The organism is Roseomonas acroporae (genome assembly GCF_023223525.1).
GTDB classification, from domain to species: Bacteria; Pseudomonadota; Alphaproteobacteria; order Acetobacterales; family Acetobacteraceae; genus Roseomonas_E; species Roseomonas_E acroporae.
In genome coordinates this window covers 1-25,367 of sequence record NZ_JALPRX010000114.1, presented here as the reverse complement: position 1 = coordinate 25,367, position 25,367 = coordinate 1, and the positions used below count along the sequence as shown (strand labels likewise).

At 73.5% G+C, this 25,367-nt stretch carries 22 protein-coding genes and 2 pseudogenes; 12 read left to right on the top strand and 12 right to left on the bottom strand.

All coding sequences use genetic code 11. The annotated features are described in order from the left end of the window. Positions 1–285: 285 nt before the first annotated feature. The 5 genes from hisA to hisB all read right to left on the bottom strand — a co-directional run bounded on the left by hisA (position 286) and on the right by hisB (position 3,600). Complete coding sequence (gene hisA / locus M0638_RS23270) at positions 286–1,017, bottom strand: 1-(5-phosphoribosyl)-5-[(5-phosphoribosylamino)methylideneamino]imidazole-4-carboxamide isomerase (RefSeq protein ID WP_248669349.1); 732 nt, start codon at positions 1,015–1,017, stop codon at positions 286–288. Between the two features lie 23 nt (positions 1,018–1,040). Beyond that, positions 1,041–1,619, bottom strand: coding sequence for a GNAT family N-acetyltransferase (locus tag M0638_RS23265; RefSeq protein ID WP_248669348.1), 579 nt, complete (start codon positions 1,617–1,619; stop codon positions 1,041–1,043). A 255-nt stretch (positions 1,620–1,874) separates the two neighbouring features. Further along, entirely contained in the window at positions 1,875–2,519 is a 645-nt protein-coding gene (hisH, locus tag M0638_RS23260; protein WP_248669347.1) for an imidazole glycerol phosphate synthase subunit HisH, read from the bottom strand. Further along, positions 2,516–2,998, bottom strand: coding sequence for a DUF2628 domain-containing protein (locus M0638_RS23255; RefSeq protein WP_248669346.1), 483 nt, complete (start codon positions 2,996–2,998; stop codon positions 2,516–2,518). Before M0638_RS23255 ends, hisH begins: the two co-directional genes overlap by 4 nt. After that, positions 2,998–3,600 (bottom strand): imidazoleglycerol-phosphate dehydratase HisB, encoded by a 603-nt coding sequence (hisB, locus tag M0638_RS23250; protein WP_248669345.1) that lies wholly within the window; start codon positions 3,598–3,600, stop codon positions 2,998–3,000. The genes M0638_RS23255 and hisB overlap by 1 nt, the downstream gene beginning before the upstream one ends. Positions 3,601–3,912: 312 nt before the next feature. On the opposite strand from hisB, the gene M0638_RS23245 reads away from it, so the two are divergent. The 9 genes and pseudogenes from M0638_RS23245 (at position 3,913) to M0638_RS23205 (ending at position 13,996) form a co-directional block, all read left to right on the top strand. Next, positions 3,913–5,529: an ABC transporter substrate-binding protein gene (locus M0638_RS23245; protein ID WP_248669344.1), complete on the top strand. Its 1,617-nt coding sequence runs from the start codon at positions 3,913–3,915 to the stop codon at positions 5,527–5,529. Positions 5,530–5,645: 116 nt separating this feature from the next. Next, positions 5,646–6,779 carry an ABC transporter permease gene (locus M0638_RS23240; protein ID WP_248669343.1) on the top strand — a complete coding sequence of 378 codons (1,134 nt, stop codon included), beginning with the start codon at positions 5,646–5,648 and terminating at the stop codon, positions 6,777–6,779. After that, entirely contained in the window at positions 6,776–7,642 is an 867-nt protein-coding gene (locus tag M0638_RS23235; RefSeq protein ID WP_248669342.1) for an ABC transporter permease, read from the top strand. Before M0638_RS23240 ends, M0638_RS23235 begins: the two co-directional genes overlap by 4 nt. Positions 7,643–7,647: 5 nt before the next feature. Further along, on the top strand, positions 7,648–9,333 hold the full coding sequence (locus M0638_RS23230; protein WP_248669351.1) for a dipeptide ABC transporter ATP-binding protein: 1,686 nt from the start codon (positions 7,648–7,650) through the stop codon (positions 9,331–9,333). A 243-nt stretch (positions 9,334–9,576) separates the two neighbouring features. Beyond that, entirely contained in the window at positions 9,577–10,329 is a 753-nt protein-coding gene (locus M0638_RS23225; RefSeq protein ID WP_248669341.1) for an SDR family oxidoreductase, read from the top strand. A gap of 5 nt (positions 10,330–10,334) precedes the next feature. Beyond that, the gene (locus M0638_RS23220) at positions 10,335–11,753 is read left to right on the top strand and encodes an FAD/NAD(P)-binding protein (protein WP_248669340.1); all 1,419 of its coding nucleotides are present in this window, start codon (positions 10,335–10,337) and stop codon (positions 11,751–11,753) included. 197 nt (positions 11,754–11,950) lie between these two features. Next, entirely contained in the window at positions 11,951–12,196 is a 246-nt protein-coding gene (locus M0638_RS23215) for a DUF3297 family protein (protein ID WP_248669339.1), read from the top strand. Between the two features lie 306 nt (positions 12,197–12,502). Beyond that, positions 12,503–12,736 (top strand): annotated as a pseudogene (locus M0638_RS23210) (transposase); the annotation flags it as partial. Positions 12,737–12,994: 258 nt separating this feature from the next. Continuing rightward, on the top strand, positions 12,995–13,996 hold the full coding sequence (locus M0638_RS23205) for a Bug family tripartite tricarboxylate transporter substrate binding protein (protein WP_248669350.1): 1,002 nt from the start codon (positions 12,995–12,997) through the stop codon (positions 13,994–13,996). Positions 13,997–14,055: 59 nt separating this feature from the next. Here the strand turns inward: M0638_RS23205 and M0638_RS23200 are convergent, their stop codons facing one another. Continuing rightward, positions 14,056–14,349 (bottom strand): hypothetical protein, encoded by a 294-nt coding sequence (locus M0638_RS23200; protein WP_248669338.1) that lies wholly within the window; start codon positions 14,347–14,349, stop codon positions 14,056–14,058. 288 nt (positions 14,350–14,637) lie between these two features. Here M0638_RS23200 and M0638_RS23195 point away from each other — a divergent pair, with 288 nt between their 5' ends. After that, entirely contained in the window at positions 14,638–15,333 is a 696-nt protein-coding gene (locus tag M0638_RS23195; RefSeq protein ID WP_248669337.1) for an H-NS histone family protein, read from the top strand. A gap of 292 nt (positions 15,334–15,625) precedes the next feature. On the opposite strand, the gene M0638_RS23190 is transcribed toward M0638_RS23195, so the two are convergent. The 4 genes from M0638_RS23190 to M0638_RS23175 all read right to left on the bottom strand — a co-directional run bounded on the left by M0638_RS23190 (position 15,626) and on the right by M0638_RS23175 (position 22,024). Next, the gene (locus M0638_RS23190) at positions 15,626–16,612 is read right to left on the bottom strand and encodes an NAD(P)H-dependent flavin oxidoreductase (RefSeq protein WP_248669336.1); all 987 of its coding nucleotides are present in this window, start codon (positions 16,610–16,612) and stop codon (positions 15,626–15,628) included. A 30-nt stretch (positions 16,613–16,642) separates the two neighbouring features. Continuing rightward, positions 16,643–17,644, bottom strand: coding sequence for a tripartite tricarboxylate transporter substrate-binding protein (locus tag M0638_RS23185; RefSeq protein ID WP_248669335.1), 1,002 nt, complete (start codon positions 17,642–17,644; stop codon positions 16,643–16,645). Positions 17,645–17,987: 343 nt separating this feature from the next. Then, positions 17,988–19,373 carry an aldehyde dehydrogenase family protein gene (locus M0638_RS23180; protein WP_248669334.1) on the bottom strand — a complete coding sequence of 462 codons (1,386 nt, stop codon included), beginning with the start codon at positions 19,371–19,373 and terminating at the stop codon, positions 17,988–17,990. A gap of 746 nt (positions 19,374–20,119) precedes the next feature. After that, on the bottom strand, positions 20,120–22,024 hold the full coding sequence (locus M0638_RS23175; RefSeq protein WP_248669333.1) for a ribonucleoside-diphosphate reductase subunit alpha: 1,905 nt from the start codon (positions 22,022–22,024) through the stop codon (positions 20,120–20,122). 686 nt (positions 22,025–22,710) lie between these two features. Between M0638_RS23175 and M0638_RS23170 the strand changes: the two genes are divergently transcribed. Beyond that, the gene (locus M0638_RS23170; protein ID WP_248669332.1) at positions 22,711–23,241 is read left to right on the top strand and encodes a chromosomal replication initiator protein DnaA; all 531 of its coding nucleotides are present in this window, start codon (positions 22,711–22,713) and stop codon (positions 23,239–23,241) included. 307 nt (positions 23,242–23,548) lie between these two features. On the opposite strand, the gene M0638_RS23165 is transcribed toward M0638_RS23170, so the two are convergent. After that, entirely contained in the window at positions 23,549–23,908 is a 360-nt protein-coding gene (locus M0638_RS23165; RefSeq protein ID WP_248669331.1) for a hypothetical protein, read from the bottom strand. A gap of 240 nt (positions 23,909–24,148) precedes the next feature. Here M0638_RS23165 and M0638_RS23160 point away from each other — a divergent pair. Beyond that, a pseudogene (locus M0638_RS23160) lies at positions 24,149–25,021 on the top strand (integrase core domain-containing protein). A gap of 92 nt (positions 25,022–25,113) precedes the next feature. Here the strand turns inward: M0638_RS23160 and M0638_RS23155 are convergent. Further along, on the bottom strand, positions 25,114–25,367 hold a 254-nt coding region (locus M0638_RS23155; RefSeq protein WP_456316053.1), incomplete at its 5' end, for a hypothetical protein.

Here is a 25,367-nt window from a genome sequence, read left to right as displayed (position 1 = left end):
GCGCGACACGATCCGGGACGCCAACATCCGGGTGGATTGACCGGGGCGCCGCTTGCCGCCGTCCCGTGCCGGCCGTGGTGACCGCCGACACGTCGGGGGCTCTTCCGGTGCCGTTCCGGCCTGACCGTATCAGGCCGGAACGGCTCCAGCCTTCTGGTTTTCCGCGTTTTCCGAGTCGCCGGGTGAGGACACCCGGCTTGAAAATGCTCTAGCGGCGGCGGGCTTTCGGATGGCTGACGACCATGGCGCCTCCGGCACGCCACGCGGGAGCCAGGCCGTTCCGCCTCAACCGCCGAGCGCCGCCAGCGCCGCGCGCGGGTCGATGCGGCCATCGTACAGGGCCCGGCCGACGATCGCCCCCGCGATCCCCGCCTCCGACACCGCCCGCAGCGCCAGCAGGTCGTCGAGCGAGGCGACGCCGCCCGAGGCGATCACCGGCGTCGAGAGGGCACGCGCCAGCGCCACCGTGCCGTCGAGATCCACGCCGCCCAGCATGCCGTCGCGGTCGATGTCGGTGTAGACGATGGCGGCGGCGCCGGCATCCTCGTAGCGGAGCGCGAGGTCGCGGGCGGCGATGTCGGTGGTCTCGGCCCAGCCCTCGGTGGCGACCATGCCGCCGCGCGCGTCGATGCCGAGCGCCACCTGCCCCGGGAAGGCGCGGCAGGCGGCGCGGGTGAATTCCGGGTCGCGCGCCGCCGCCGAGCCCAGGATGATCCGCGCGACGCCGGCCGCGATCCAGCCCTCGGCGGTCCGCATGTCGCGGATGCCGCCGCCGAGTTGCACGGTGAGCGGCGCCGCGCCGAGGATCGCCTCCACCGCCGCCCGGTTGGCCGGCCGGCCGGCGAAGGCGCCGTCGAGGTCGACCACGTGCAGGTTGGCGAAGCCCTGGGCGTGGAAGGCGCGGGCGCGGGCGGCGGGGTCGGTGTCGTAGACCGTGGCCTGGTCCATCTCGCCGCGGCGCAGGCGCACCACCTCGCCGGCCTTGAGGTCGATCGCGGGGTAGAGGGTGAAGGGCATGGGGTGCTCGTCCTGGGATCGGCTCAGCCGCGCTCGGGCATCAGGCTGTCGGTGCTGCGGCCCCGGCCGGGCTCCAGCATCTTGTAGTAGTAGTGCCCGGCCACGGTCTGGCCGCCGACGCGGGCGTAGCGCGGATGCGTGCCCCAGCGGACGTAGCCGAGCGATTCGTAGAGCGCGATCGCCGCCGTCTGCGTCTCCCGCACGTCGAGGTTCAGCACGCGGTGGCCGAGGGCGGCGGCGCGCTCCTCGACCCGCCGGGTCAGCATCCGCGCGAGGCCGTGGCCGCGCGCGTAGGGGGCGATGTAGGCGTGGGTGATCGTCGCCGCGAAGGCCTGCGCCTCGTTGTTGGGCGGCGGCCGGTGGAGCTGCGCCGAGCCGACCACCACATGGTCCAGCCAGGCGAGGAACAGCTCGTGGCCGGGCACCAGCAGCACGCCGCGGAAATGCCGCTCCAGGCGGGAGCGGCCCTGCGGCTCGACCCAGCCGAAGCCGCCGCCCTCGATGATGGCGGCGTCCGTCGCCTCGCACAGCTCGTCCAGCTCGTGCTCGTCGAGCCGTTCCACGCGCGAGACGGCGAGGTGGTGCGACGCCGCGCCGCTCATGGCCTTCTCCCGGATGTTCCCCGGGCCGCTCCCCGGGCTGCTCCCTGGGACCTTTCCCCGGGCACCCCCCGGGACATCGCCCCGGACACGACCCATGACATCGCCCGGGATGCCCCGGCGCATGCCCGGCCGCGCCCCTGCGGGAATTCCCCCGGGACGCCGGGCCGGATCGCTATGGCGCCGGCCCGGCCGCGGGACGGGATGCCCGAGGGGGCGCCGGAGGTGTTGCCGGCCGGTTGCGCCAAGGATCCCTCCTCAGGGCTTCCATCTGAGGAAGTTGGCCAGCATGCGCAGGCCGACATGCTGGCTCTTCTCGACGTGGAACTGGGTGCCCGCCATGTTGCCGCGCGCCACGATCGCCACGCGCGGCCCGGCATAGTCGGTGGTGGCGGCGATGTCGGCCGCGTCGCCGCCGGTGAGCGCGTAGGAATGCACGAAGTAGGCATGCGGCGCCGGCTCCAGCCCGGCGAAGAGCGGGTGGCCGGGCTGGGCCAGGGCGAGCGTGTTCCAGCCCATCTGCGGCAGGGGCAGGTCGCCCACCGCCATCGGCGCCACGTCGCCGGGCAGCCAGCCGAGCCCCGGCGTCTCGCCGTGCTCCAGCCCGCGCGCGGCCATCAGCTGCATGCCGACGCAGATGCCGAGGAAGGGCACGGCGTCGCGGCGCACCCGCCGCTCCAGCGCCTCGACCATGCCGGGCAGCGCGTCGAGCCCGCGCCGGCAGGCGGCGAAGGCACCCTGGCCGGGAAGCACCACGCGGTCGGCGGCCAGCACGTCGGCCGCCTCGGTGGTGACGCGGATCTCGGCCTCGACGCCGGCATCGAGGGCGGCGTGGCGCAGGGCACGCCCGACCGAGGCGAGGTTGCCGGAGCCGGGATCGACCACGGCGACGAGCTGGCTCATGCCGGCACCCCCACGACACCACCGGCGACGGGCCCGGTCAGCCCCCCGGGGCGCTCGTCCAGCAGCCGGGCGAGGGCGGAATCCGCGTCGCGCGCCACGACCACCCCGGCGGCGCGCCAGCCGCGCCGGCCGAGGCGCCAACGGCGCAGGTCCTGCGCCTCGGCGCCCACCAGCAGGTGCAGCGCGATCCCGGCCCAGGGCAGGATGGCGGGAACGAGGAGGGCGCCGAGGATGCCGATGGCGCCGGCGAGGGCGAGGTAGCCGAGCAGCGGCAGCCAGAGCGCGTGGGCGAGCAGCCACAGCGGCGGGAACAGGGCCGCGAGCCAGGTGAACCGCTCGGGCACCAGCAGCGGCTCGACGACGGCCGCGGGCGGGGCGGGCCCGGCGGCGGGTCCCGGGGCGGGCGCGGCGGCGGCGGGCCCGATGGGCGGTTCGGCGGGGGGGCCGGCGGGCGGCAGGTGGACGGTCCAGACGCGCATCACGCCTCCAGCACGCCTTTGGTGGAAGGCACCGCGTCGCCCGCGCGCGGGTCCGGCTCGACGGCCATGCGCAGCGCCCGGGCGAGCGCCTTGAAGCACGCCTCCGCCACATGGTGCGCGTTGGTGCCGGCCTTCAAGGTGACGTGCAGCGTGATGCCCGCGTTGAAGGCGAGGGCGCGGAAGAACTCCTCGAACAGCTCGGTGTCCATCTCGCCGATCCTGTCGCGGGCGAAGGGGACGCTCCAGGCGAGGAAGGGGCGGCCGGAGATGTCGATGGCGGCCTCGGCCAGCGCCTCGTCCATCGGGATCACGGCGCTGCCGTAGCGGCGGATGCCGCGCTTCTCGCCCAGCGCCTTCCGCAGGCACTGGCCGATGACGATGCCGACATCCTCGGTGGTGTGGTGGAAGTCGATGTGCAGGTCGCCCGTGGCCTGGATGTCGAGGTCGATCAGGGAGTGCCGGGCGAGCGCCGTCAGCATGTGGTCGAGGAAGCCGATGCCGGTGGCGATCCCGGCCCGGCCGGTGCCGTCGAGGTCGAGTCGGACGCGGATATCGGTCTCGGCCGTGGTGCGGGCGAGTTCGGCGGTGCGGTTGGCGGCCATGGGGCGGAGGGTTAGCGCAAGCGGCGTCCGGAACCAACCGTCCAGACGGGGAAAGCCCCGGGCAGGCGCGGAGAGCGGCCCGGACGGGCCGGCCGCCGGCGGGCCGCTCTCCGGCGGCGCGAAGCGGCGGGCGGCACGCTTCGTGCATGATCCGGGGCATACGGAGCGTTCATCCGGAAGCGGCGGACGCATGCCCTTCCTCGCCGTGCCGGCCGCGCAGCCGCGCCGGCGGGGGCGGCGGCAGGGCAGCCTCGCTGCACGGAAAACAGGCATTCCGGGCAGAACGCCCCCCCTACAAGACCGGGTGATGGCATGAAGATCGACCGCAGGACCATGCTGGGCGGGGCCGCGGCCGCCGCGGGGCTGGCCGGGCTGCCGGGCGGCGCGCAGGCCCAGAGCCGCGCCGAGACGATGCGGCAGGTGACGGGCAACGCGATCAACACGCTCGACCCCACCATGCTCGGCTCGACGCGCGAGGCCTTCGGCCTCAGCATGAACGTGTACGACCGGCTGATCGCCTTCGGGCGCAAGCAGGTGGACGGCAACTGGGTGTTCGACCAGAGCCAGGTGCGCGGCGAGCTGGCCGAGCGGCACGAGGTCAGCGCCGACGGCCGCACCATCACCCTGCACCTGCGCAGCGACGCGAAGTGGCACGACGGCACGCCGGTGACGGCCGAGGACATCAAGTGGTCGCTCGACCGCTGCGTCTCGGCCCGCTCGCTCGCCGTGTCGCAGTTCCAGACCGGCTCGCTGACCAGCACCGACCAGTTCCGCATCGCCGGGCCGCGCACCATCCAGGTGATGGTGGACAAGCCGGACCGGCTGGCGCTGCACAATCTCGGCGTGCCCTACGCCATCATGATCAACAGCACGCTGGCGAAGAAGCACGCGACCGCCGAGGACCCCTGGGCGCAGGCCTGGCTGCAGAACAACACCGCCGCCAGCGGCGCCTACATCGTCGAGACCTTCCGCCCCGGCGAGCAGGTGGTGCTGCGCCGCAACGAGAACTGGAAGGGCGGCGTGGACGGCGCCCTGCCCTACTTCCGGCGCATCATCTGCCAGACCGTGCCGGAGGCCGCCACCCGCGCCAACCTGGTCGAGCGCGGCGATGCCGACCTCTCCATCGACCTCCAGGCCAGCGACATCGACTCCCTGCGCTCGCGCGGCCGGGTGAAGGTGGTCTCGATCCCGCAGACCAACGGCTTCACCCACATCGCCTTCAACACGCGCATGGCGCCCTTCGACAACGTGAAGGTGCGGCAGGCAGTGGCGGCGGCGCTGCCCTACGAGGACATGTTCAAGGCGGCGCTGTTCAGCCAGGGCCGCAAGCTGTTCGGCGCCACCTGGGAGGGCACGCCGCCCGACGCCTCCTTCCCGCAGCCCCTGCCGCTGCGCACCGACCTCGACGCGGCCAAGCGCCTGCTGGCGGAGGCGGGCATGCCGGACGGCTTCGCCACCCCCTTCGCCTTCAGCGCCGGGCAGGCGGCGACCGCCGAGCCGGTGGCGGCGCTGCTGAAGGAGTCGCTCGGCAAGATCGGCATCCGGGTGGACATCCAGAAGCTGCCGGACGCGCAGTTCAACACCGCCGCGGCCGAGAAGAAGATGCCCTTCTACACGGATGCCGGCACGGCCTGGCTGCCGGCCACCTACTACTTCTTCTACCTCTACTTCACCCGCGACCAGCGCTGGAACTTCGCGAGCTGGGACAACCCGCGCATCACCGAGCTCGCCAACAAGGCGCGCTTCGAGCAGGACCCCGCCGCCTACGAGGCGCAGTGCAGGGAGATGATCTCGATCCTCGCCGCCGAGAAGCCGCTGCTGATGGTCTGGCAGCCGAACCAGGACGCGGTGATGGGGCCGAAGGTCGAGGGCTACACCTACCAGTTCCACCGGCAGGTGGATTTCCGCGACCTGAAGCGGGCGGGCTGAGCAGTCTTGCGCAGCCTGCGCCACGGATGGAAATCGGCTGCGGCAGGCTGCGCAAGCCTGCCCGGCCATTTGTCCATGCGCAAACCTCGGGAGGTTTGCTTGGCGAGGGTGGCGCGGTGAGCGGCGCCCCGCCGGATGGCGCCTCCCCCGGCACGCCGGAGGAAGCGGCGGCCGCGGCCGCCGAGGAGGTGGTGCGCGGGACGGGCGGCACGCACCACACCGGCGTGCTGTCCGGCATCGGGCGGCGCATCGGGCGGCGGCTGCTCTCCTCGCTGCCGGCGATCCTCGGCGTGGTGGTGCTGACCTTCCTGCTGATGCGGGTGCTGCCGGGCGATCCGGCGGTGTTCTTCGCCTCCGGCCCCTCCGCCGGGCAGGAGGAGATCGAGGCGCTGCGCCGCGACCTCGGCCTCGACAAGCCGATCCCGGTGCAGCTCCTGCGCTACCTCGGCGACGTCGCGACAGGCAATCTCGGCCGCTCGCTGACCACCGGCCAGCCGGTGGTGACCGACCTGCGCCAGCGCCTGCCGGCCTCGCTGGAGCTGACGCTCTGCGCGCTGCTGATCGCGCTGAGCCTGGCCGTGCCGCTCGGCATCCTGGCGGCGCTGCGGCCGGGCTCGCCGGTGGACCACGCGGTGCGCTTCGTCTGCACGCTCGGCGTCTGCGTGCCGACCTTCGTCTCCGGCCTGCTGCTGATCTACGTGTTCTACTACCTGCTGGGCTGGGCGCCGGACCCGACCGGGCGGATCGACATCTTCGCCGCCACCCCGCCCGACATCACCGGCTTCCTGCTGGTGGACTTCGCCATCACCGGCAATTGGGAAGGCTGGTGGTCGGCGGCGATGCAATTGCTGCTGCCGGCCTGCACCATGGCGCTGTTCGTGCTGGCGCCGCTGGCGCGGATGACGCGCGCCTCCATGCTCGCCGTGCTCGGCAGCGACTTCGTGCGCACGGCGCGCTCGGTCGGGCTGCCGCGCTGGCGGGTGGTGGTGGTCTACGCGCTGCGCAACGCGCTGCTGCCGGTGCTGACCATCGCGGGCATCGTCTTCTCCACCATGCTCGGCGCCAACGTGCTGGTGGAGAAGGTGTTCTCCTGGCCCGGCGTCGCCTCCTACGCGCTGGACGCGCTGCTCTCCTCCGACTACGCGCCGGTGCAGGGCTTCGTGCTGCTGATGGCCAGCATCTTCGTGCTGGTGAACCTGCTGGTCGACATCCTCTACGGCATCGCCGATCCCAGGGTCTCGATGGAATGAGCGCCACGGCCTACGGCACGCCATCCACCCTGCGCCATGTCGGCTGGGTGCTGCGCGGCAACCCGCTCACGGCGCTCGCCGCCGCCGGGGCGGCGCTGCTGCTGTTCGTCGGCGTCGCGGCGCCCTGGCTGGTGCCCTACGACCCGATCGCCTCGGACGTCGCCATCGCGCTGCAGCCGCCCTCAGCCGCGCACTGGTTCGGCACCGACCAGCTCGGGCGCGACATCCTCAGCCGGATCATGATGGCGACCCGCCTCGACCTCGCCATCGCCGCCTCGGCGGTCGGCATCTCCTTCCTCGCCGGGGCAGTGATCGGGGCGGTGTGCGGCTATCGCGGCGGCCGGCTGGACCGCACGGTGGGGCGCGTCGTGGACGTGCTGATGGCCTTCCCGCTCTTCGTGCTGGCCATGGCGATGGTGGCGGCGCTGGGCAACCGGGTGGAGAACATCGTCATCGCGACCGCCGTCATCAACCTGCCCTTCTACATCCGCTTCGCCCGCGCCGAGGTGAACGTGCGCCGCAACGCCGGCTGGGTGGAGGCGGCGCGCGCCGCCGGGGACAGCCACCTCTCCGTGGTGCTGCGCTTCCTGCTGCCCAACATCCTGCCGGCCATGGCGGTGCAGATCTCGCTCAACCTCGGCTGGGCGATCCTGAACGCGGCCGGCCTCTCCTTCATCGGCCTCGGCGTGACGGCGCCGACGCCGGAATGGGGGATCATGGTGGCGGAGGGGGCGCGCTTCATCACCTCGGGCAAGTGGTGGCTGGTGGCCTTCCCGGGCCTCGCCCTGATGCTCAGCGTGCTCTGCTTCAACCTGCTGGGCGATGGCTTGCGCGACATCCTGGACCCGAGGATGCGCACGTGACCGGGATGCCGCCCCGCGCCGGCAGCGCGCCGCCGCTGCTGCGGATCGAGGATCTGCGCGTCGCCTTCTCCACCCGCAACGGCGTGGTGGAGGCGCTGCACGGCGTCTCGCTCGACCTCGCGGCCGGGCGCACGCTAGGGCTGGTGGGCGAGAGCGGCTCGGGCAAGTCCGTCACCGCCTACGCGGTGACGCGGCTGCTGGACCGGGCCGGGCGCGTCACCGGCGGGCGCGTGCTGTGGCAGGGGCGCGACATCACGCGGGCCGGCGAGGGCGAGCTGCGCGCGCTGCGCGGCGCCGCCATGTCGATGATCTTCCAGAACCCGCGCGCGGCGCTGAACCCGATCCGCAGCGTCGGCGCGCAGATCGCCGACGCCATCCGGGCGCACCGCGACATGCCGATGCGCGAGGCCCGCGTCCGGGCGCTCGACCTGCTCAGGGCGGTGCTGATCCGCGACCCCGAGCACCGGCTCGAATCCTACCCGCACGAGCTTTCCGGCGGCATGTGCCAGCGCGTGATGATCGCCATGGCGATCGCCTGCGAGCCCGAGCTGCTGATCGCCGACGAGCCCACCACCGGCCTCGACGTGACCACCCAGAAGACGGTGATGGACCTGCTCGCCCGCATCACCGCCGAGCGCGGCATGGCGATGATCCTGATCACCCACGATCTCGGCCTCGCCGCGCAGTACTGCGGCGACATCGCGGTGATGGAGAAGGGCCTGCTGGTGGAGCAGGGGCCGTCGGCCACGCTGTTCCGCGCGCCGCACCACCCCTACACGCGGCGGCTGATCGCCGCCTCGCCGACGCCGCGCTCCACCATCGCCGACCTCGCCCGCGCCGCCGGGGAGCCGCCACCGCCCGCCGTGGCGGCGCCACGCCCTCCCCTCCCCGCCGGCACGCCGCCGCTGCTGGAACTCCAGCACGTGGTGAAGGATTTCGGCGGCCCGGCGCGGGCGGTGGACGACGTCTCCTTCCGCATCGCGCCGGGCGGCAGCCTCGGCCTGGTGGGGGAATCCGGCTCGGGCAAGAGCACGCTCTCGCGCATCATCTGCCGCCTGCTGGACCGCACCAGCGGCGAGGTGCTGTTCGACGGCGAGAACATCGGCGGCATCCCGGCGCGCGACTTCCACCGCTCGCCCTTCCGGCGCGAGATCCAGATCGTCTTCCAGGACCCGAACGACAGCCTGAACCCGCGCTTCTCCGCCTTCGACAGCATCGCCCACCCGCTGCGGCGGCTGGAGGGGCTGCGCGACGGCGCCGCGCTGCGCGAGCGCGTGGTGGCCGCCGCCGCGCGCTGCGGCCTCTCGGCCGATCTGCTCGGGCGCTTCCCGCACCAGCTTTCCGGCGGGCAGAAGGCGCGCGTCGGCATCGCCCGCGCCATCGCGGTGCGGCCGCGCCTGCTGGTGCTGGACGAGCCGACCGCGGCGCTCGACGTCTCGGTGCAGGCCACGGTGCTGTACCTGCTGGACCGGCTGCGGCGCGAGGACGGGATGGCCTTCCTGTTCGTCAGCCACGACCTCAACGTGGTGCGGCTGATGTGCGAGCAGACCGTGGTGCTGCGCGCCGGCCGCGTGGTGGAGGCGGGGCCGAGCGAGGCGCTGTTCGAGAGCCCGCGCGACCCGTACACGCGCGCCCTGCTGGCGGCGATCCCGCATTTCGACCCGGCGCCGGAATTGCAGGCGGCGGGATGAGGGCCGGCGCGGTTTCGGGGCTCCGCCCCGGACCCCGGCAGGGAGGCGCTGCCTCCCTGCACCCTCCGCCAAGGGGCGAAGCCCCCTTGGAACCCCCGTTGGTTTTCGAGGTCCACCCGTTCCAGCAACCGTCACCAAACGCCGGCGGAGGTCCAGGAACCTGAGGTTCCTGGCGGATGGGGGCCGGGGAAGGCAGCGCCTTCCCCGAACGGCCCCGCCTCCGACGCATCAGGACAGCCCCGCATGAGACTGCACCAGCGTGTCGCCATCATCACCGGCGCCGGTTCCGGCATCGGCCGCGCCGCCGCGCTGCTCTTCGCGCGCGAGGGGGCGATGCTCGGACTCGTGGACCGCGACGCCGCCGGGCTCGCGGCCACCGCCGCCGAGATCGGCGCCGAGGTCGTCACCCGCGTCTCCGATGTCGGCGAGCCCGGCGCGGCGGAGGCGGATGCGGCGGCGGTGCTCGAACGCTTCGGCCGCATCGACGCGCTGTTCACCGCGGCCGGCCTCTCGCCCGGCGGCACGGTGCTGAGCATCGACCCGGCGGCCTGGGATGCGACGATGCGCGTCAACGTCAACGGCACCTGGCTCTGGGCGCGGGCGGTGCTGCCGGCGATGCGGGCGCAGGGCAAGGGCTCGATCGTCACCGTGGCCTCGCAGCTCGCGCGGGCGGGCGGGCGCAACAACACGGCCTACATCACCTCGAAGGGCGCGATCCTGTCGCTGACGAAGACCATGGCGCTGGACTTCGCGCCGGACGGGGTGCGGGTGAACGCCATCCTGCCGGGCGCCATCGACACGCCGATGCTCAACCGCAGCTTCGGCCGCGCGCCGGTGCCCGACGCGGCGCGGGAGGCCTCGCGCGCGCGCCACCCGATGGGGCGCTTCGGCCGGCCGGAGGAGATCGCGCAGGCGGCGCTGTACCTCGCCAGCGACGAATCGAGCTTCACCACCGGCAGCGAGCTGGTGGTGGATGGCGGCTGGCTGGCGGGCTGAACGCCGTGCGCCTGGAAGCCCTCGCCGCGCGGGTGCGCGACGACCTGGAACGCATCGCGCATCCGCGCACGCCCTGGCTGGAGCCGCGCCCCGGCCCGGACGGGCGGCCGGCGCTGGACGTGCTGATCGTGGGCGCCGGGCAATCGGGCATCGCCATCGGCTTCGGGCTGCTGCGGGCGCAGGTGCGCAACATCCTGGTGGTGGACCGGGTGGCGCGCGGCGTGGAGGGGCCGTGGCTGACCTATGCCCGCATGCCGACGCTGCGCTCGCCCAAGGACTACACCGGCCCGGACCTCGACGTGCCGAGCCTCACCTACCAGTCCTGGCACGAGGCACGGTACGGCGAGGCGCACTGGCGCGACCTCGACCTGATCCGGCGCGAGGACTGGGCGGAATACCTGCTCTGGGTGCGCGACACGGTGGGCGTGCCGGTGCGCAACGGGCTGGCCGCGACCGACATCGCCCCGGCCAAGGGCGGGCTGCTCGCCGTGACGCTCGCGGACGCCTCGGGCGGCACGGCGGTGCTGCACGCGCGCAAGGTGGTGCTGGCCACCGGGCAGGAGGGCGCCGGCCACTGGTGGATGCCGGGCTTCGTGGCCGACCTGCCGACGCACCTGCGCGCCCACGCCGCCGACCCGATCGACTTCGCCGCGCTGCGCGGGAAGCGCGTCGCGGTGCTGGGCGCCGGCGCCTCGGCCTTCGACAACGCGGCGATGGCGCTGGAGGCCGGCGCGGCCGAGGTGCAGCTCTTCTGCCGCCGGCCGGAGCCGCAGGTAATCCAGCCCTATCGCTGGCTGACCTTCGCCGGCTTCCTGCGCCACCTCTCCGAGCTGGACGATGCCTGGCGCTGGCGCTTCATGAGCCGCATCCTCGGCCTGCGCGAGGGCTTCCCGCAGCACACCTGGGACCGCTGCGCCGCCCACCCGAATTTCACCCTGCGCGGCGGCGCGCCCTGGCTCGGGGCGCGGGCGGTGGACGGCGAAGTGGAGGCCGAGACGCCGCAGGGGCCGCACCGCGCGGATTTCGTGATCTGCGGCACCGGCATCGAGATGGATTTCGCGCGCCGGCCGGAGCTGGCACGCCTCGCCGGCAACATCGCCCGCTGGTCGGACCGCTACGCGCCGCCGGAGGCCGAGCGAGACGAACGCCTCGGGCGCTTCCCCTACCTCGCGCCCGACTACGCGCTGACCGAGCGCGCCCCGGGGCGCACGCCGTGGATGCGCGACATCCACCTCTTCGCCATCGCCTCGACCATGAGCTTCGGCCCCTCCGGCTCCTCGATCAACGCGATGACGACGGCCGTGCCGAAGCTGGTGGCCGGGCTGACGCGCGGGCTGTTCATGGGCGACCTGGAACGGCACTGGGCCTCGCTCGACGCCTACGACGTGCCGCAGGCGGTGCTGGGCCGGAAGGCCGTCCCGTGACCGCCCTCCCGTCCGGGACGGGCGCCGTCTTCCCGGATGGCCCATGGCGGCCCCGTCGGTCGGGAGGGCCTCGCCCCTCCGCACCTCCGTCCGTTCCGGGCCCGCTTCCGCAGCGGGCCGCCGGCCCCGGGGCGGCGTCCCGCGCGCCCTGCCGCCGGGCTTGGAAGCACGCCCCCGGTTGGCTATGAGGCCAGACCATGTCCGACACGCCCCCCGATCGCCTCTCCGTCAACCCCAACAGCCCCTACTACGACGCCGCCCTGCTGGAACGCGGCGTCGGGGTGCGCTTCAAGGGCGTCGAGAAGACCAATGTCGAGGAGTACTGCGTCAGCGAGAGCTGGGTCCGCCTGACCCTGGGCAAGACGCTGGACCGCAAGGGCAACCCGATGACCATGAAGTTCCAGGGCACGGTGGAACCCTATTTCCGCGACGACCAGGGCTAGAGCATTTTCAAGCTGGGTGTACTCACCCAGCGACCCGGAAAATGCGAAAAACCAAAAGGTTGGAGCCGTTCTGGCCTGATACAGTCAGGCCGGAACGGCTCCAGAGCGGATCGCCGTCGGGCGGACACGCCCGGCGGCGTGAATCCGCGCCGGGAACAACGAGCGACAGCGAACCGCAGTCCCAACCGGACTACGGTTCGCCGTAGCAGGCTGCGGAAAATCGGCTGTTCAGAACGGCTATGATCTGATTCGCCGGTGACGTTGGTGGCGGCGGGTTGTGGTGATGCGTGGATCGGATCGGCAGACGGGCGGGGCTCGATCGCGCCGGAGAAGCTGCTGCGGGCGCTGCTGCTGCAGGCCTTCTACTCGGTGCGCTCGGAGCGGCGGCTGCTGGAGCAGGTGACTTGCAACAGGCTGTTCCGCTGCTTCGTGGGCCTGTCGATGGATGCACCGGTCCGGGACGTGACGGTGTTCACCAGGAACCGGGACCGGCTGCTGCGGGGCGAGGTGGCGGGGAAGTTCTTCGCCGCTGTGCTGGCCGAAGGGCGGGAGAGGTCGCCGCTGGCCGCCGGTCCCCGTGGCCGGCTCGCCCCGGGGGCGGGACCGCCGGGCCTGGCGCTCCGGCAGATCCGGGCCGCCCGGCATGCGGACGGGCCCGCGCCTCGCAGGCGGAGCGCACGGAATTCAACGCCTGGAATCCATGGGCGACGGATCTGGCCTGCCGTGCCGTGGGCCAGGCTGGCCGCGGTCGCCGGTCCGCCGCATGCTCATGGCGACAACGACGGGAGGGCGCGGGCGATGCGGCGTGGATTGATCGCGGGGCTGGGCGCGATGCTGGCATGCCTGCTCGCCACCGGCCCGGCCACGGCCCAGGGCGGCGGTGCCGCCGCGCCGCACGGCCAGGAGGTGCCGATCCGGCTGCTGGTGGGCTTCCCGCCCGGCGGCGGCATCGACCTGCTCTCGCGGGTCATGGCCGAGGCGTTGCAGGCACGGCTGGCGCGCACCGTGGTGGTCGAGAACCGCACCGGCGCCGGCGGCAACCTGGCGGCCGACGCGGTGGCCAGGGCGGCGCCGGACGGCAGCGTGCTCGGCGCCATCCCGGCCGGGCCGCTGGTCATCAACCGCCACGTCTACCGCCAGATGCCCTTCGACCCGCTCACCGCCTTCACGCCGATCGGCCGCTTCGCGGCGATCCCGGTGGTGATCCTGGGCGCGCCCGGCTTCGCGCCGCGCGACATCGCCGGGCTGCGCGAGGCGCTGCGCGCAGCGGCCGCTGCCGGGCAGCCGGCGAATTGCGGCACGCCGGGCGCGGGCACCACGCAGCACCTGACACTGGCGATGCTGATGCAGGCGCTCGGCACCACCTGCACCATCGTCCACTACCGGGGCACCGGCCCGGCGCTGCCGGACCTGCTGACCGGGACGCTGCAGGTCTACGTGGACACGGTGGTGACCGGCCTGCCGCCGGCACGGGAGGGACGGGCCCGGGCACTGGCCATCGCCTCGCCGCGACGGGTCGGGCTGGCGCCGGACGTGCCGGTGGTGGCGGAGACGGTGCCGGGCTTCGAGGCGGAGACCTGGCTGGCGCTGCTGGCGCCGCGCGGACTGCCCGAGGCGGAAGCCGCGAGGCTGGAGGCGGCGCTCGCGGATGCCGCGCGGGACCCGCGCATCGCCGCGCGGCTGCGCGAACTGGGGGCCGAGCCGGACGGCTCCGGCCGGGCGGCGCTGGCCGCCCGCATCCCGGCCGAGGATGCCAAGTGGGGCCGCGTGATCCGCGAGAGCGGCATCACCCTGGAGTAGGGCTCCGCCCGGGGGCGGCAACCGGCCGGGCGCGCGGAAGTCGCGGCCGGAAAGGCCTGTCAGCCGAAGCGTGGCAGGACAGGCGGCACCAGCGGCGGGCGCGGGAGGGTCATCAGGAAGGAGCGCCGCTCCGCCCGCAGCACGGCGGTGACCGCCTGCCAGCGGCGCTGCTGCAACCCGTTGCGCCAGACCTCGCGCCCGGCCGCGATCCGGCCCGGCGCGACGATCCGCGGGAACAGCAGCGCCTGGCGGCGGCAGGTCAGGACCACGACCGTGCGCCGCAGACGGCGATGCCGGGCCCCGTCGCAGTCGATGCCGTACTGGTAGATGGCCTGACGCTGCATGGCCGGCATGGCGACGCATCCTGCTGCCCGTGAACGGCTGCCGACGTAGTCATCCGGCGAACCGGGCACAATGGGGTGGTCGCCGGGCATGCGAAGGGCCATGTCCTGCCGGGCGCCGGCACCGGGGCCGTGCGTCGCCGACGCCACGGCGCCGCCGCGGCCGGCGGCCCCTCGCGGGGCGGGGCGCGAACCAGTCGCCAGTTCACCGTTGACAAGCCAATATCCGTGGGCGGCTGATGCCGGCCGCGTCGCGTCTCCCCGCCGTTCCCATTCGTTTCATATCCAGAGACCGAATCCTTGCAACTGACTCCCGAACAGGTCGCCGCCCTCCTGACGCTGGGCTTCCATCTCTTTCCGGCCTCGCCCGATCACGTGGCCCGGCTGACCATGCAGCGCCGGATCTTCCACGTCGCCGGCGAGCCGCGTCTGGTGACCCGCAACGGCCTCTACTACGAGACCCAGGGCACCCTGCTGAGCGCCCTGGCCAAGGCCGAGCCGGTCGCCCTGGACGCGACCAGGATGCCGCCAGCGGCGATGCCTCAGACGCCGGCCGGGGACGCGCCCGCCGCGCCGCCCTCGCCTGCCCTCGCCGACGCATCGCTCCCGGCGGGCCCCCGGACGGAGGCCCGGATGGAGGCCCGGATGGAGCCCGGGGCGGGCGAGGCCGCCGTCGACGCGGCGCCCACCCCGCCGGAGGCGCGCGCCCCCGATCGGGAGGAGGCCAGGATCGCCCTGCTGGACGAGCTGCGAGGCAAGGCCGCCGCGCTCGGCCTGCCGATCGAGGAGCTGCATCCCCAGCGGCGGGCGGACACGGCCCGGCGCGCCTGCCCTCCGCCCGCCTGCCCCCCGCCGGAAACCCGAGGCACGGCGGCGACGGCCGGGGCGAAGTATCGTGGCCCCAACGGCGAGACCTGGTCCGGCCGCGGACGGCGGCCGCAATGGCTCGTGACGCTGCTCGCGGCGGACCGGACGCTGGACGAGTTCCGCGCCTGATCCCGCCGGGCCGGCCGCCGCGCGCCGTCCACGGCGACCGCACGACGCCCGGGCGCCCGCGACCCCGCCGCCTCTCCCTGCCCGGATTCCCTGCGGCCGGTCGCCGCAGGCGACGCCCCCAAGCCACGGGCCGCCTGGCCATCCCGCTTGGCCATCCCGCCTGGCCGGCCGGGCGCTGGTGGCCTCGTCCCGCCCTTCCCGCGGCCCTCATACGCACGGCGGGATTGTCTGACCCATCGGCGGTGGCGCGGGAGCCGAGCCCGGACAGGTCCGGGTTCATCCGCCGAGCGTATCAGCCCGCCATGGCCGGGCGCAGCAGCCGGTTCGGCACGGCGAGGCGCCGCGCCGCCGCCTGGTATTCCCGCCGCAGCCGCGCGATCAGCTCGGCGGCGGGCTGCACCCGGTCGAGCAGGCCCACGCCCTGCCCCGCGCCCCACACGTCGCGCCAGGCCTTCACCCGGTCGGAGCCGAAATTCATCTTCGAGGGATCGGATTGCGGCAGGTTGTCGGGGTCGAGGCCGGCGCGGGCGATGGAGGGGCGCAGGTAGTTGCCGTGCACGCCCGTGAACAGGTTGCTGTAGACGATGTCCGCCGCCTCGGTCGCGGTGATCATCTCCTTGTACGCCGCGTCGGCGCGGGCCTCCTCGGTCGCGATGAAGGCGGTGCCGATGTAGCCGAAATCGGCCCCGATCGCCTCCGCCGCCAGCACCGCATTGCCGGTCGCGATGGCGCCCGAGAGGGCGAGCGGCCCGTCGAACCACTGCCGGATCTCCTGCACCAGCGCGAAGGGCGAGAGGGTGCCGGCATGGCCGCCCGCGCCGGCCGCCACGGCGATCAGCCCGTCCGCGCCCTTCTCGATCGCCTTGCGCGCGAAGGTCTGGTTGATCACGTCGTGCAGCACGTGCCCGCCCCAGCCGTGCACCGCCTGGTTCACCTCCGGCCGCGCGCCGAGCGAGGTGATCACCAGCGGCACGCGGTAGCGTTCGCAGAGCGCGATGTCGTGGTCGAGCCGGTCGTTGGAGCGGTGGACGATCAGGTTGATGGCGAAGGGCGCCGAGGGCGCCTCCGGGTGCGCCGCGTCGTGCGCGGCGAGCGCCTCGGTGATCTCGGCGAGCCATTCCTCCAGCACCGGGCCCGGCCGCGCGTTGAGCGAGGGCATCGAGCCCACCACCCCCGCCTTGCACTGCGCGATGACGAGCTTCGGCACCGAGATGATGAAGAGCGGCGCGCCGATCACCGGGATCGACAGGCGGCCTGCGAGCTTGTCCATGAGCGACATGGCGGTTTCCTCGATCGGACTCGAATCGGATCAGTCCAGGGCGATGCCGCGGGCGCGGATCACGCCGCCCCAGCGGGTCCGCTCGGCGGCGAGGTGCGCGGCGATCGCGGCCGCGTCGCGCGGCGGCTGCACCAGCAGGCCGAGCGCGTCGAAGCGGGCGGCGAAGTCGGCGTCCCGCTGCACCGCCGCGAGCGCGGCACGCAGGCGTTCCGCCGCCGCCGCCGGCGTGGCGCGCGGCACGGCGACGCCGAACCAGGTGCCGGCCTCGTAGCCGGGAAAGCCGCTCTCCGCCACGGTCGGCACGTCGGGCAGCGCCGGCAGCCGCCCGCGCGTGGTGACGGCCAGGGCGCGCAGCCTGCCCTCGCGGACGAGGGGGAGCGCGGTGAGCACCACGTCGAACATCACCTGCACGTCGCCGGCGACCAGCGCGGCGAGGGCCGGCGCGCTGCCGGGATAGACGACGCCGGTCATGTCGATCCCCGCCGCCATGCGGAACAGCTCGGCGGCGAGCTGGATCGGGTTGCCGTTGCCCACGGTCGCGTAGTTCGTCGCGTCGCCCGCGCGGCGTGCCAGCGCGACGAATTCCGCCACGTCCGACGCCGCCAGGCGCGGCGGGACCACCATCACCAGCGGCGCCTCCACCATGATGGCGAGGGCGAGCAGGTCGCGGTCGGCGTCGTAGGGCAGGCGGCGATAGAGCAGCGGGTTGAGCACCAGGCTCGCGCCGGAGGCCATCAGCAGGGTGTGGCCGTCGGGCGCCGCCCTGGCGACCAGCTCCGTGCCGACGATGGTGTTGGCGCCGGGGCGGTTCTCCACCACCACGGCCTGGCCCAGCTCGCGCCCCAGGCGCTCGGCGATGGCGCGGCCGAGCAGGTCGGTGGCGCCGCCCGGTGCATAGGGCACGACGAGGCGGAGCGGCCGCTCCGGTTGCCAGGGCTGCGCCGCGGCGCGGCGCGCGAGCGTGGCGGCGGCGAACCCGCCCAGCGCGGCGCCCAGCGCGGCGCCCAGCACGGCGCGTCGTGTGGTGCTCATGGTCCGCTCCTCCGATCCGGCGCGCGGGACACCGCCGGCACCGCGCGCGCTCCCGCCGTCCGGAGGAGCGCGCGTGGCGAGGCGCGGCGAGCGCGACGCCGCGCGGCAGCTTGTGGCCGGCGGGGCGCGGATGCAACGCGCCACGGCGGCCGCCCGACGTGGCCCCGCCGGGCGTGGGCGGCGGCGCCGGGTGCCCTGGGCCGGCGTCAGAGCATTTGCAAGTCGGGTATACTCACCCGGCGACCCGGAAAATGCGAAAGACCAGAAGGCCGGAGCCGTTCCGGCCTTTTGATTTGGCGCATTTCCCGAGCCGCTGAGCGCGTGCGCTCGGCTTGGAAATGCTCTAGCCGCGCCTGAGCACGAGCATCTTCTCGTGGGTCATGTCGCGCATGGTGTAGGGGATGCCGCCGGTGCCGTAGCCGGACTGGCGCAGCCCGGCGAAGGGCATCCAGTCGGTGCGGAAGGCGGTGTGGTCGTTGATCATCACCGCCGAGGCGTCGAGCCGCTCGGCCGCCTCCAGCGCCGGGTCGATGTCGCGGGTGAAGATGCTGGCCTGGAAGGCGAAGGGCAGGGCGTTGGCCGCCTCGATCGCCTCGCCGATCGCGCGGAAGCCGTAGACGCAGGTGACGGGGCCGAAGATCTCGAGCGTCGACACCTTCGCCTCCGCCGGCGGGCGGACCAGGACGGCCGGGCGCAGCGTGGTCTCCGACAGGCGCCCGCCGCCCAGCAGCGTCGCACCGGCCGCGACGGCCTCCTCGGTCCAGGCCGCGACCCGGTCCGTCTCACGCGGCAGGATCAGCGGGCCGACCTCGGTGTCGGGCAGCAGCGGGTCGCCGACCCGCAGCGCCGCGACGCGCGCGGCGAAGCGTTCGGCGAACTCCTCCAGCCGCTCCTCGTGCACGAAGATGCGCTGCACGGAGACGCAGACCTGACCGGCATGGTAGTAGCCGCCCTTGGCCAGCGGCTCGATCACCCGCTCCAGCTCGGCGCTGCGGTCGACGATCGCCGGCGCCGCGCCGCCATGCTCCAGGGCGCAGCGCGTGCCGGGCGCCAGCCTGCTCCGCAGGTGCCAGCCGACGCGGGCGGAGCCGATGAAGCTGAGGAAGGCGATGCGCGGATCGGTGGCGAGCGCCTCGGCCAGGGCGTTGTCGTCGGTCACCAGCGTCTGGCACCAGGGCTCGGGCAGCCCCGCCTCGTGGAGCAGGGCGACCAGGTCCAGGCAGCTCAGCGGCGTCGCGGTGGCGGGCTTGACGATCACCGGGCAGCCGGTGGCGACGGCGGGCACCACCTGGTGGACGATCAGGTTGAGCGGGTGGTTGAAGGCCGAGATCGCGGCGACCACGCCGGCCGGCTCGCGCGTGGTGAAGGCGAGGCGGCCGGTGCTGAACGGGGTGAGGCCCATCGGGATCTCGCGCCCGGCGAAGTTGCGCAGCTCCTCCGCGGCGTTGCGCACGCCGTCGATGGCGCGGATCACCTCGACCGTGGCGTCGGGGAGCGGCTTGCCGCCCTCGCGCGCGATCTGCTCGGCCAGGTGCGTCCGCCGTGCCTCCATCAGCGCGGCGAGGCGCCCCAGCAGCGCCATCCGCTCGAACACCGGCAGCCGGCCGGCGCGGTCGCGGAAGGCGTGCTCGGCCGCGGCCAGCTTGCGCTCCAGCGCGGCGGCGTCATCCATGGCGACCTCGGCGAAGGGCACGCGGTCGAAGGCACGCACGACTTGCAGCTTCGCCATCTCTCGGCTCCTCGGGCATCCTCGGCGACAGGCGCGCGTCCGTGCGGCCCGCCGACCGGCCCGCGGGCATTCCCGCACGGCCCGACGGCAGGGCGACGGCGCGCGCCGGCTTCCCTGGGCGTCTCCCTCGGCTTCGGTACACGTTTCTCGTTGGGGCCGGCTCGTCCGCCCACGACGCAGGCCCCGGCGCGCCGCGTCGTCCCGCCTGCGGGACCGGCGGTGCCGGATCGGCTCCGGGGCAGGCGCGATCCCGTCTCCCGGCCGGGCATCGTCGGGCAGGACCGGCGAGCCGCCGCGCGGCACGGTCCCGGCGCATCGACCGCCGAGCCGGCATCCGGGCGTCACGCCGGCAGGTCGCCGCCCGGCGCGGCATTCTGGAAATCCGCTCCATCGGCTGTCAAGTTGGCCGCGCTCGATGGCGATGCCCGAGGGCGATGCCCGGTGGCGATGCCAGATGGCGATGGCGGTACCGCCGGTCGCGCCGGATGCGGGCCGATGCCCGCCGGCGGCATCCGGCATGCCCTGGAAACGCCCCGCATCGGGGCGGCGCCGCCACCGGCGGTCCCGTGCGGATCGCTCGGGCACGCTTGCGGCGCGTGCCGGGATGCCGGCCTGGATGGGTTTCGGCCCGGATGAGTCCGGTGCGCCGTCGGCACGGGCCGCCCGACAGCGGGGCGCATCGGCCGGCGCCCGCGAACCCGGCCGCGGGGAGGCGGGGGCGGTTCACGCCCCGCCGGGAAGCCGCCTCACTGGCAGGCGAGGCATTCCTCGTAGTTGGTCGTCTCCGCCTTGGCCACCAGCGGCAGCGGCGCGGCGCCGTCATTGGCGGGCAGGGACACGGCGGCGAGGCCCAGCGCGGGCTGCACCGCCACCTTCTCGCTGATCGTGTCGGCGCGCTGGATCGAGAGCGAGCGGCAGTAGTAGAGCGACTTCATGCCGCGCTTCCACGCCATCATGTGGATCTGGTGCAGGTCGCGCTTGTGCACGTTGGCCGGCAGGAACAGGTTCACCGACTGGCTCTGGCAGATGTAGGGCGTGCGGTCGGCGGCGTGCTCGATCACCCAGCGCTGGTCCAGCTCGAAGGCGGTCTTGAACACCGCCTTCTCCTGCTCGTTCAGGAATTCGAGGTGCTGCACCGAGCCCTTGTTCACGGTGATCGAGGTCCAGGTGTCCTCGTCGTCGCGGCCGTACTTCGCCAGCACCTTCTGCAGCGGCCGGTTGCGCACGATGAAGGAGCCCGAGAGCGTCTTCTGGTTGAACACGTTGGCCGCGATCGGCTCGATGCCCGGGGAGGCGTTGCCGGCGATCACCGAGATCGAGGCGGTCGGCGCGATCGCCATCTTGTGGCTGAAGCGCTCCATGAAGCCGTACTCGGCGGCGTCCGGGCAGGGCCCGCGCTCCTCGGCGAGCCTGCGGGAGGCGGCGTCGGCCTGCTCGCGGAGCTGGCGGAACATCCGCTTGTTCCAGACCTTCGCCACCACGCTCTCGAACGGCACGTTCATGGCCTGGAGGAAGGAGTGGAAGCCCATCACGCCGAGGCCGACGGAACGCTCGCGCATCGCGGCGTAGCGGGCGCGCTCCATCCCCTCCGGCGCGCGGTCGATGAAGTCCTGCAGCACGTTGTCGAGGAAGCGCATCACGTCCTCGACGAAGGTCGGGTGGTCCTTCCACTCCATCCAGGTCTCGAGGTTGACCGAGGAGAGGCAGCACACCGCCGTGCGCTGCTGCCCGTGCCCGTCGATGCCGGTCGGCAGCGTGATCTCGGAGCAGAGGTTGGAGGTCTTGACGTCGAGGCCGGCGAGCTTGTGGTGCTCGGGCCGGGCGCGGTTCACGTGGTCGGAGAAGACGATGTAGGGCTCGCCCTGCTCCATCCGCGCCGTCAGCAGCCGGATCCAGAGCGCGCGCGCCGAGACCTTGCGGATCACCGCGTTGTCCTTGGGCGAGGTCAGCCCCCACTCCTCGTCGGCCTGCACCGCGCGCATGAAGGCGTCCGGCACCAGCACGCCGTGGTGCAGGTTCAGCGCCTTGCGGTTCGGGTCGCCGCCCGTGGGGCGGCGCATGTCGATGAACTCCTCGATCTCGGGGTGCGAGATCGGCAGGTACACGGCGGCCGAGCCGCGGCGCAGCGAGCCCTGCGAGATGGCCAGCGTCAGGCTGTCCATCACGCGGATGAAGGGGATGATGCCCGAGGTCTTGCCGTTCTGCCCGACCTTCTCGCCGATCGAGCGCAGGTTGCCCCAGTAGGAGCCGATGCCGCCGCCCTTGGCCGCGAGCCAGACGTTCTCGTTCCAGAGGCCGACGATGCCCTCCAGGCTGTCGCTCGCCTCGTTGAGGAAGCAGGAGATCGGCAGGCCGCGCGTGGTGCCGCCGTTGGAGAGCACCGGCGTCGCCGGCATGAACCAGAGGCGCGAGATGTAGTCGTAGATGCGCTGCGCGTGCGCGCCGTCGTCGCCGTAGCAGGAGGCGACGCGGGCGAAGAGGTCCTGGTAGCTCTCGCCGGGCATCAGGTAGCGGTTGTCGAGCGTCGCCTTGCCGAAGTCGGTCAGCAGGGCGTCGCGCGAGCGGTCCACGACGACCTGGTGGTGTCCCTCAAGCTGTACGGCGTCGAACAAGGCTGACTCTCCCCCGTGGTCGCGAAACGGCACGTCCATCGCGTCGGCCTCCATACCGCAGGACAAGATATGGGTGCAACGCCACCGCGCCTCCCACAAGATGAGGTAGGGGGGATTCACTTTTCGGCGGTCAGTGTGGCAAGGCGGTTGGAGTCGCATCCTCATGCAAAGGCGGAACTTCGACCGCCACAGGGCGGATCGGCGGCGACGTCCGGCATCGGGTCCGGCATCTGGATTGTCGCCTTGTGTTGCAGTCCGGCGACATCCCGGCGCCACGCGCCGTGCGCCACGGGGATCCGCCGTCCGCGCGAATCGCGTGGCCGCCCGATCATGCCACGGCACGGGCCGCGGCCACCGCCCGACGCGCGGCACGATTCGTGGCCGCCCTGCTCCACCCGCTCGCCGTTTCCCGGCGGTCGCCATCACATGCGCCGGCGCCGCCCCGTGTGGCACGCCGGCAACGGCCGGTCACGGCCGCGCCTCGCGTACGGCGCCATGCGGCAATGCAAACAGCCTGGAAGATCAATCCGATGTCGCGGGTGGTGGAGACGGTGCGGCAAGGCCCGGCCACGGGCATCGCGGCGCGCGGGCCGGGCGCTGCGCAACCGGCCAATGCGCCATCAGCGGATTTTGCCCATAGCGCGTTGAAACAGAACGCGTCACGATCGGTTGTCATCAGGTCGGGCTCCCCTCGTCCCGACGCTTACGAACCCTGGAGAGACGCCATGCGTGTCTACCTCAAGTTCCTGCCGCCCCTGGCGCTGCTGGGCGCCGTCGCGCTCGTCCCGCCGGCCATCGCCCAGACCACCGTTCCCTCCGTGCCGCAGCCGCAGTCATCGACGCCCATGCCGGCCCCGACCTCCCCGGAGGATCTGGCGCGCCGCGCCGCCCGCGTCCGCCAGACCCCGCAGGGCCCGGACAGCGGCCCGTCCTCCACGGACAACGCCGCCGAGCGGATGAACCAGCGCTATGGCGGCGGCCGCACCGGCATGCCGGTGCACCGCCGGCACCCGACCGTGCCCGACCATGAGCGCCGCGCCGCCCGCGTCCGCCAGACCCCGAACGGCCCGGACAGCGGCCCGTCCTCCGGGGACAACATCGCCGACCGGCTGAACGCCGAGAGCCTCGCGCGGGCGCAGGCCAACCAGCCGGCCCTGACGCCGGGACCGGACACCACCTCCAACCTGAACCGCATGAGCGGCCAGGACGCGGCGCGCGGCGTGAACCCGCCGCAGCCGATGATGCCCTTCCGCTGACCTGACGCCGATGACGGCCGGGATGCCAGCGCGGCACCCGGCCGGCACAGGCGACGGCCGGAACAGGAAGCCGGAGCTTCTCCCGCGCGACGATGTGCGGGAGGGCGCCGGCTTCTCAATTACGCCTGGTGTGTCTGGTACGCCTGGTGCGTCTGGTCGATCGCAGCCGGATGCCAGACGCCGGGCGCCGCCGGCCGCGCCCGGCCGTGCGCCTCCTTCCGGGCCATGCGGCCCGCAGGCGGGCCGACCGATGCGCGGGATGCCCTCGGCATCCCGCCGCCGGCCACTCGAACGGGTCCTCGGCCGCTCAGGTGCGCCACTGGCGTGCCGCCGTGTCCGCCACGCCCGGCGGCAGCCACCGCTGCACCGCCGCCCGCTCGCCGGCGGGGGAGTCGACGGTGGGCGAGAGGTTGCGGATCGGCACCGCCTCCGGCGGTCGCATCCGGGCCCGCAGCCGGGCCACGTCCTCGGGCCGCAGCGCGTCCGAAACCGGCAGGAAGCGGTCGGCCACCGGCGGGGCCGCCTGTCGGGTCGCCTGCGCCGCGGGGCTCCGGCCCGGCTGCGGCGCCTTGGCCACCGCCGGCGTCAGCCCGCCGAGCAGGCCGGCAACCAGCATCGCGGCGGCCAGCAGCGGTCGGCGGCGCAGGATGGTCGGGATGGCGGGCATGGTGGGCACTCCTCTCGCGGCCGGCGGGGGCCGGCGTCGGGAGGGTTGTGAACCTCGCAGCACCCGGTGGCGCTGAAACGCTTCAGGGCGGGTGGCGCCCGCCCATGCCGGAGCATCCGCCACGCGCCGGGGCCGGGCGGATGCCGCCACGGCCGGAACGGCTCCGGCCTTCCGTGAGGTGGTCCCCGGATTTGGGACAGGCGGGTAAGCTCGGTTCGCCTGTGAGAAGAACAGACCCGGATGGCGGGCAAGCGGACGCGGTATTCGGCGGAGTGCAAGGCGAAGGTGGCGCTGGAGGCGCTGCGAGGCGAACCGACGACGGCGCAGCTGGCGGCCAGGCACGGCATCCACCAGAACGATGGTGGGTGACTGGAAGCGGCAGGCCATGGAGCGGCTGACGGCGGTGCTCTCCGGCAAGACGGCGGCGCAGGAGAGCACGAAGGTGGCCGAGGCGGAGAAGCGGCACGCCAGGATCGGGCAGTTGGTGGTGGAACGGGATTTTTGGCGAAAGCGTCCGGTCGATGGCCTGGAGCGGCGGCGCCGGATGATCGAGCCGGACCATTCGCGGCTGTCGGTGGTGCGGCAATGCGAGCTGGTCTCGATCAGCCGGTCGGGGTTCCACCGCCGGCCTGCGGGTGAGACGGCGCTGAACCTGGAGCCGATGCGGCTGATCGACGCGCAGTTCCTGCGGATGCCCTGGTACGGCTCGCGGCCGATGTCGCGGCACCTGCGGCGCGAGGGCTACGAGGGAGGCCGCAAGCGCATCCGGCGGCTGATGGCGAAGATAGGCCTGACACCGATCTATCAGCGGCCGCGGACGACGGTGCTGAACCCTGAGCACCGGCTCTTTCCCTGCCTGCTGCGGGATGTGGTGATCGACCCTCGATGGACGGCCGTGGCCGCTGGATGGACAATGTCTTCATCGAGCGGCTCTGGCGCAGCCTGAAGTACGAATGCGTCCATCTGCATGCCTTCGAGACCGGCTCGGAACTGCGCGCCGGGCTGTCGACGCGGATCGGCTGCTGCAATGCCACACGCCCGCATTCCGGCCTGGACGGCAGAATCCCTGACGAGGCTTATGGCGTCGATGTGGTGGCAAGATTGGCGGCCTGACGAAAAACAGGACCAAGCTTATCCACGCCGCCAAGCCGTCCGACGAGCGGGGACCACCTCACCAGATCCAGCGCGCCCGCGCACCGATCTTGTCAGACCTCCGAGCCAGTCGGGAATTCCGGCCTGCGCTTCTCCAGGTGCGAGGCGAGGCCCTCCCGCACCTCCGGCCCGCTGAAGCCCATGAACTCCATCGCCAGCGAGGCGTCGAAGCTCGGCCCCGCCATCCGCAGCCAGTTGTTCAGCGCGTACCTGGTCCAGCGGATCGCACTCTGCGCGCCCTCGGCGAGGCGCGACGCGACCTCCACCGCCCGGTCGTCCAGCTCGGCCTCCTCGACGGCGAGCGAGA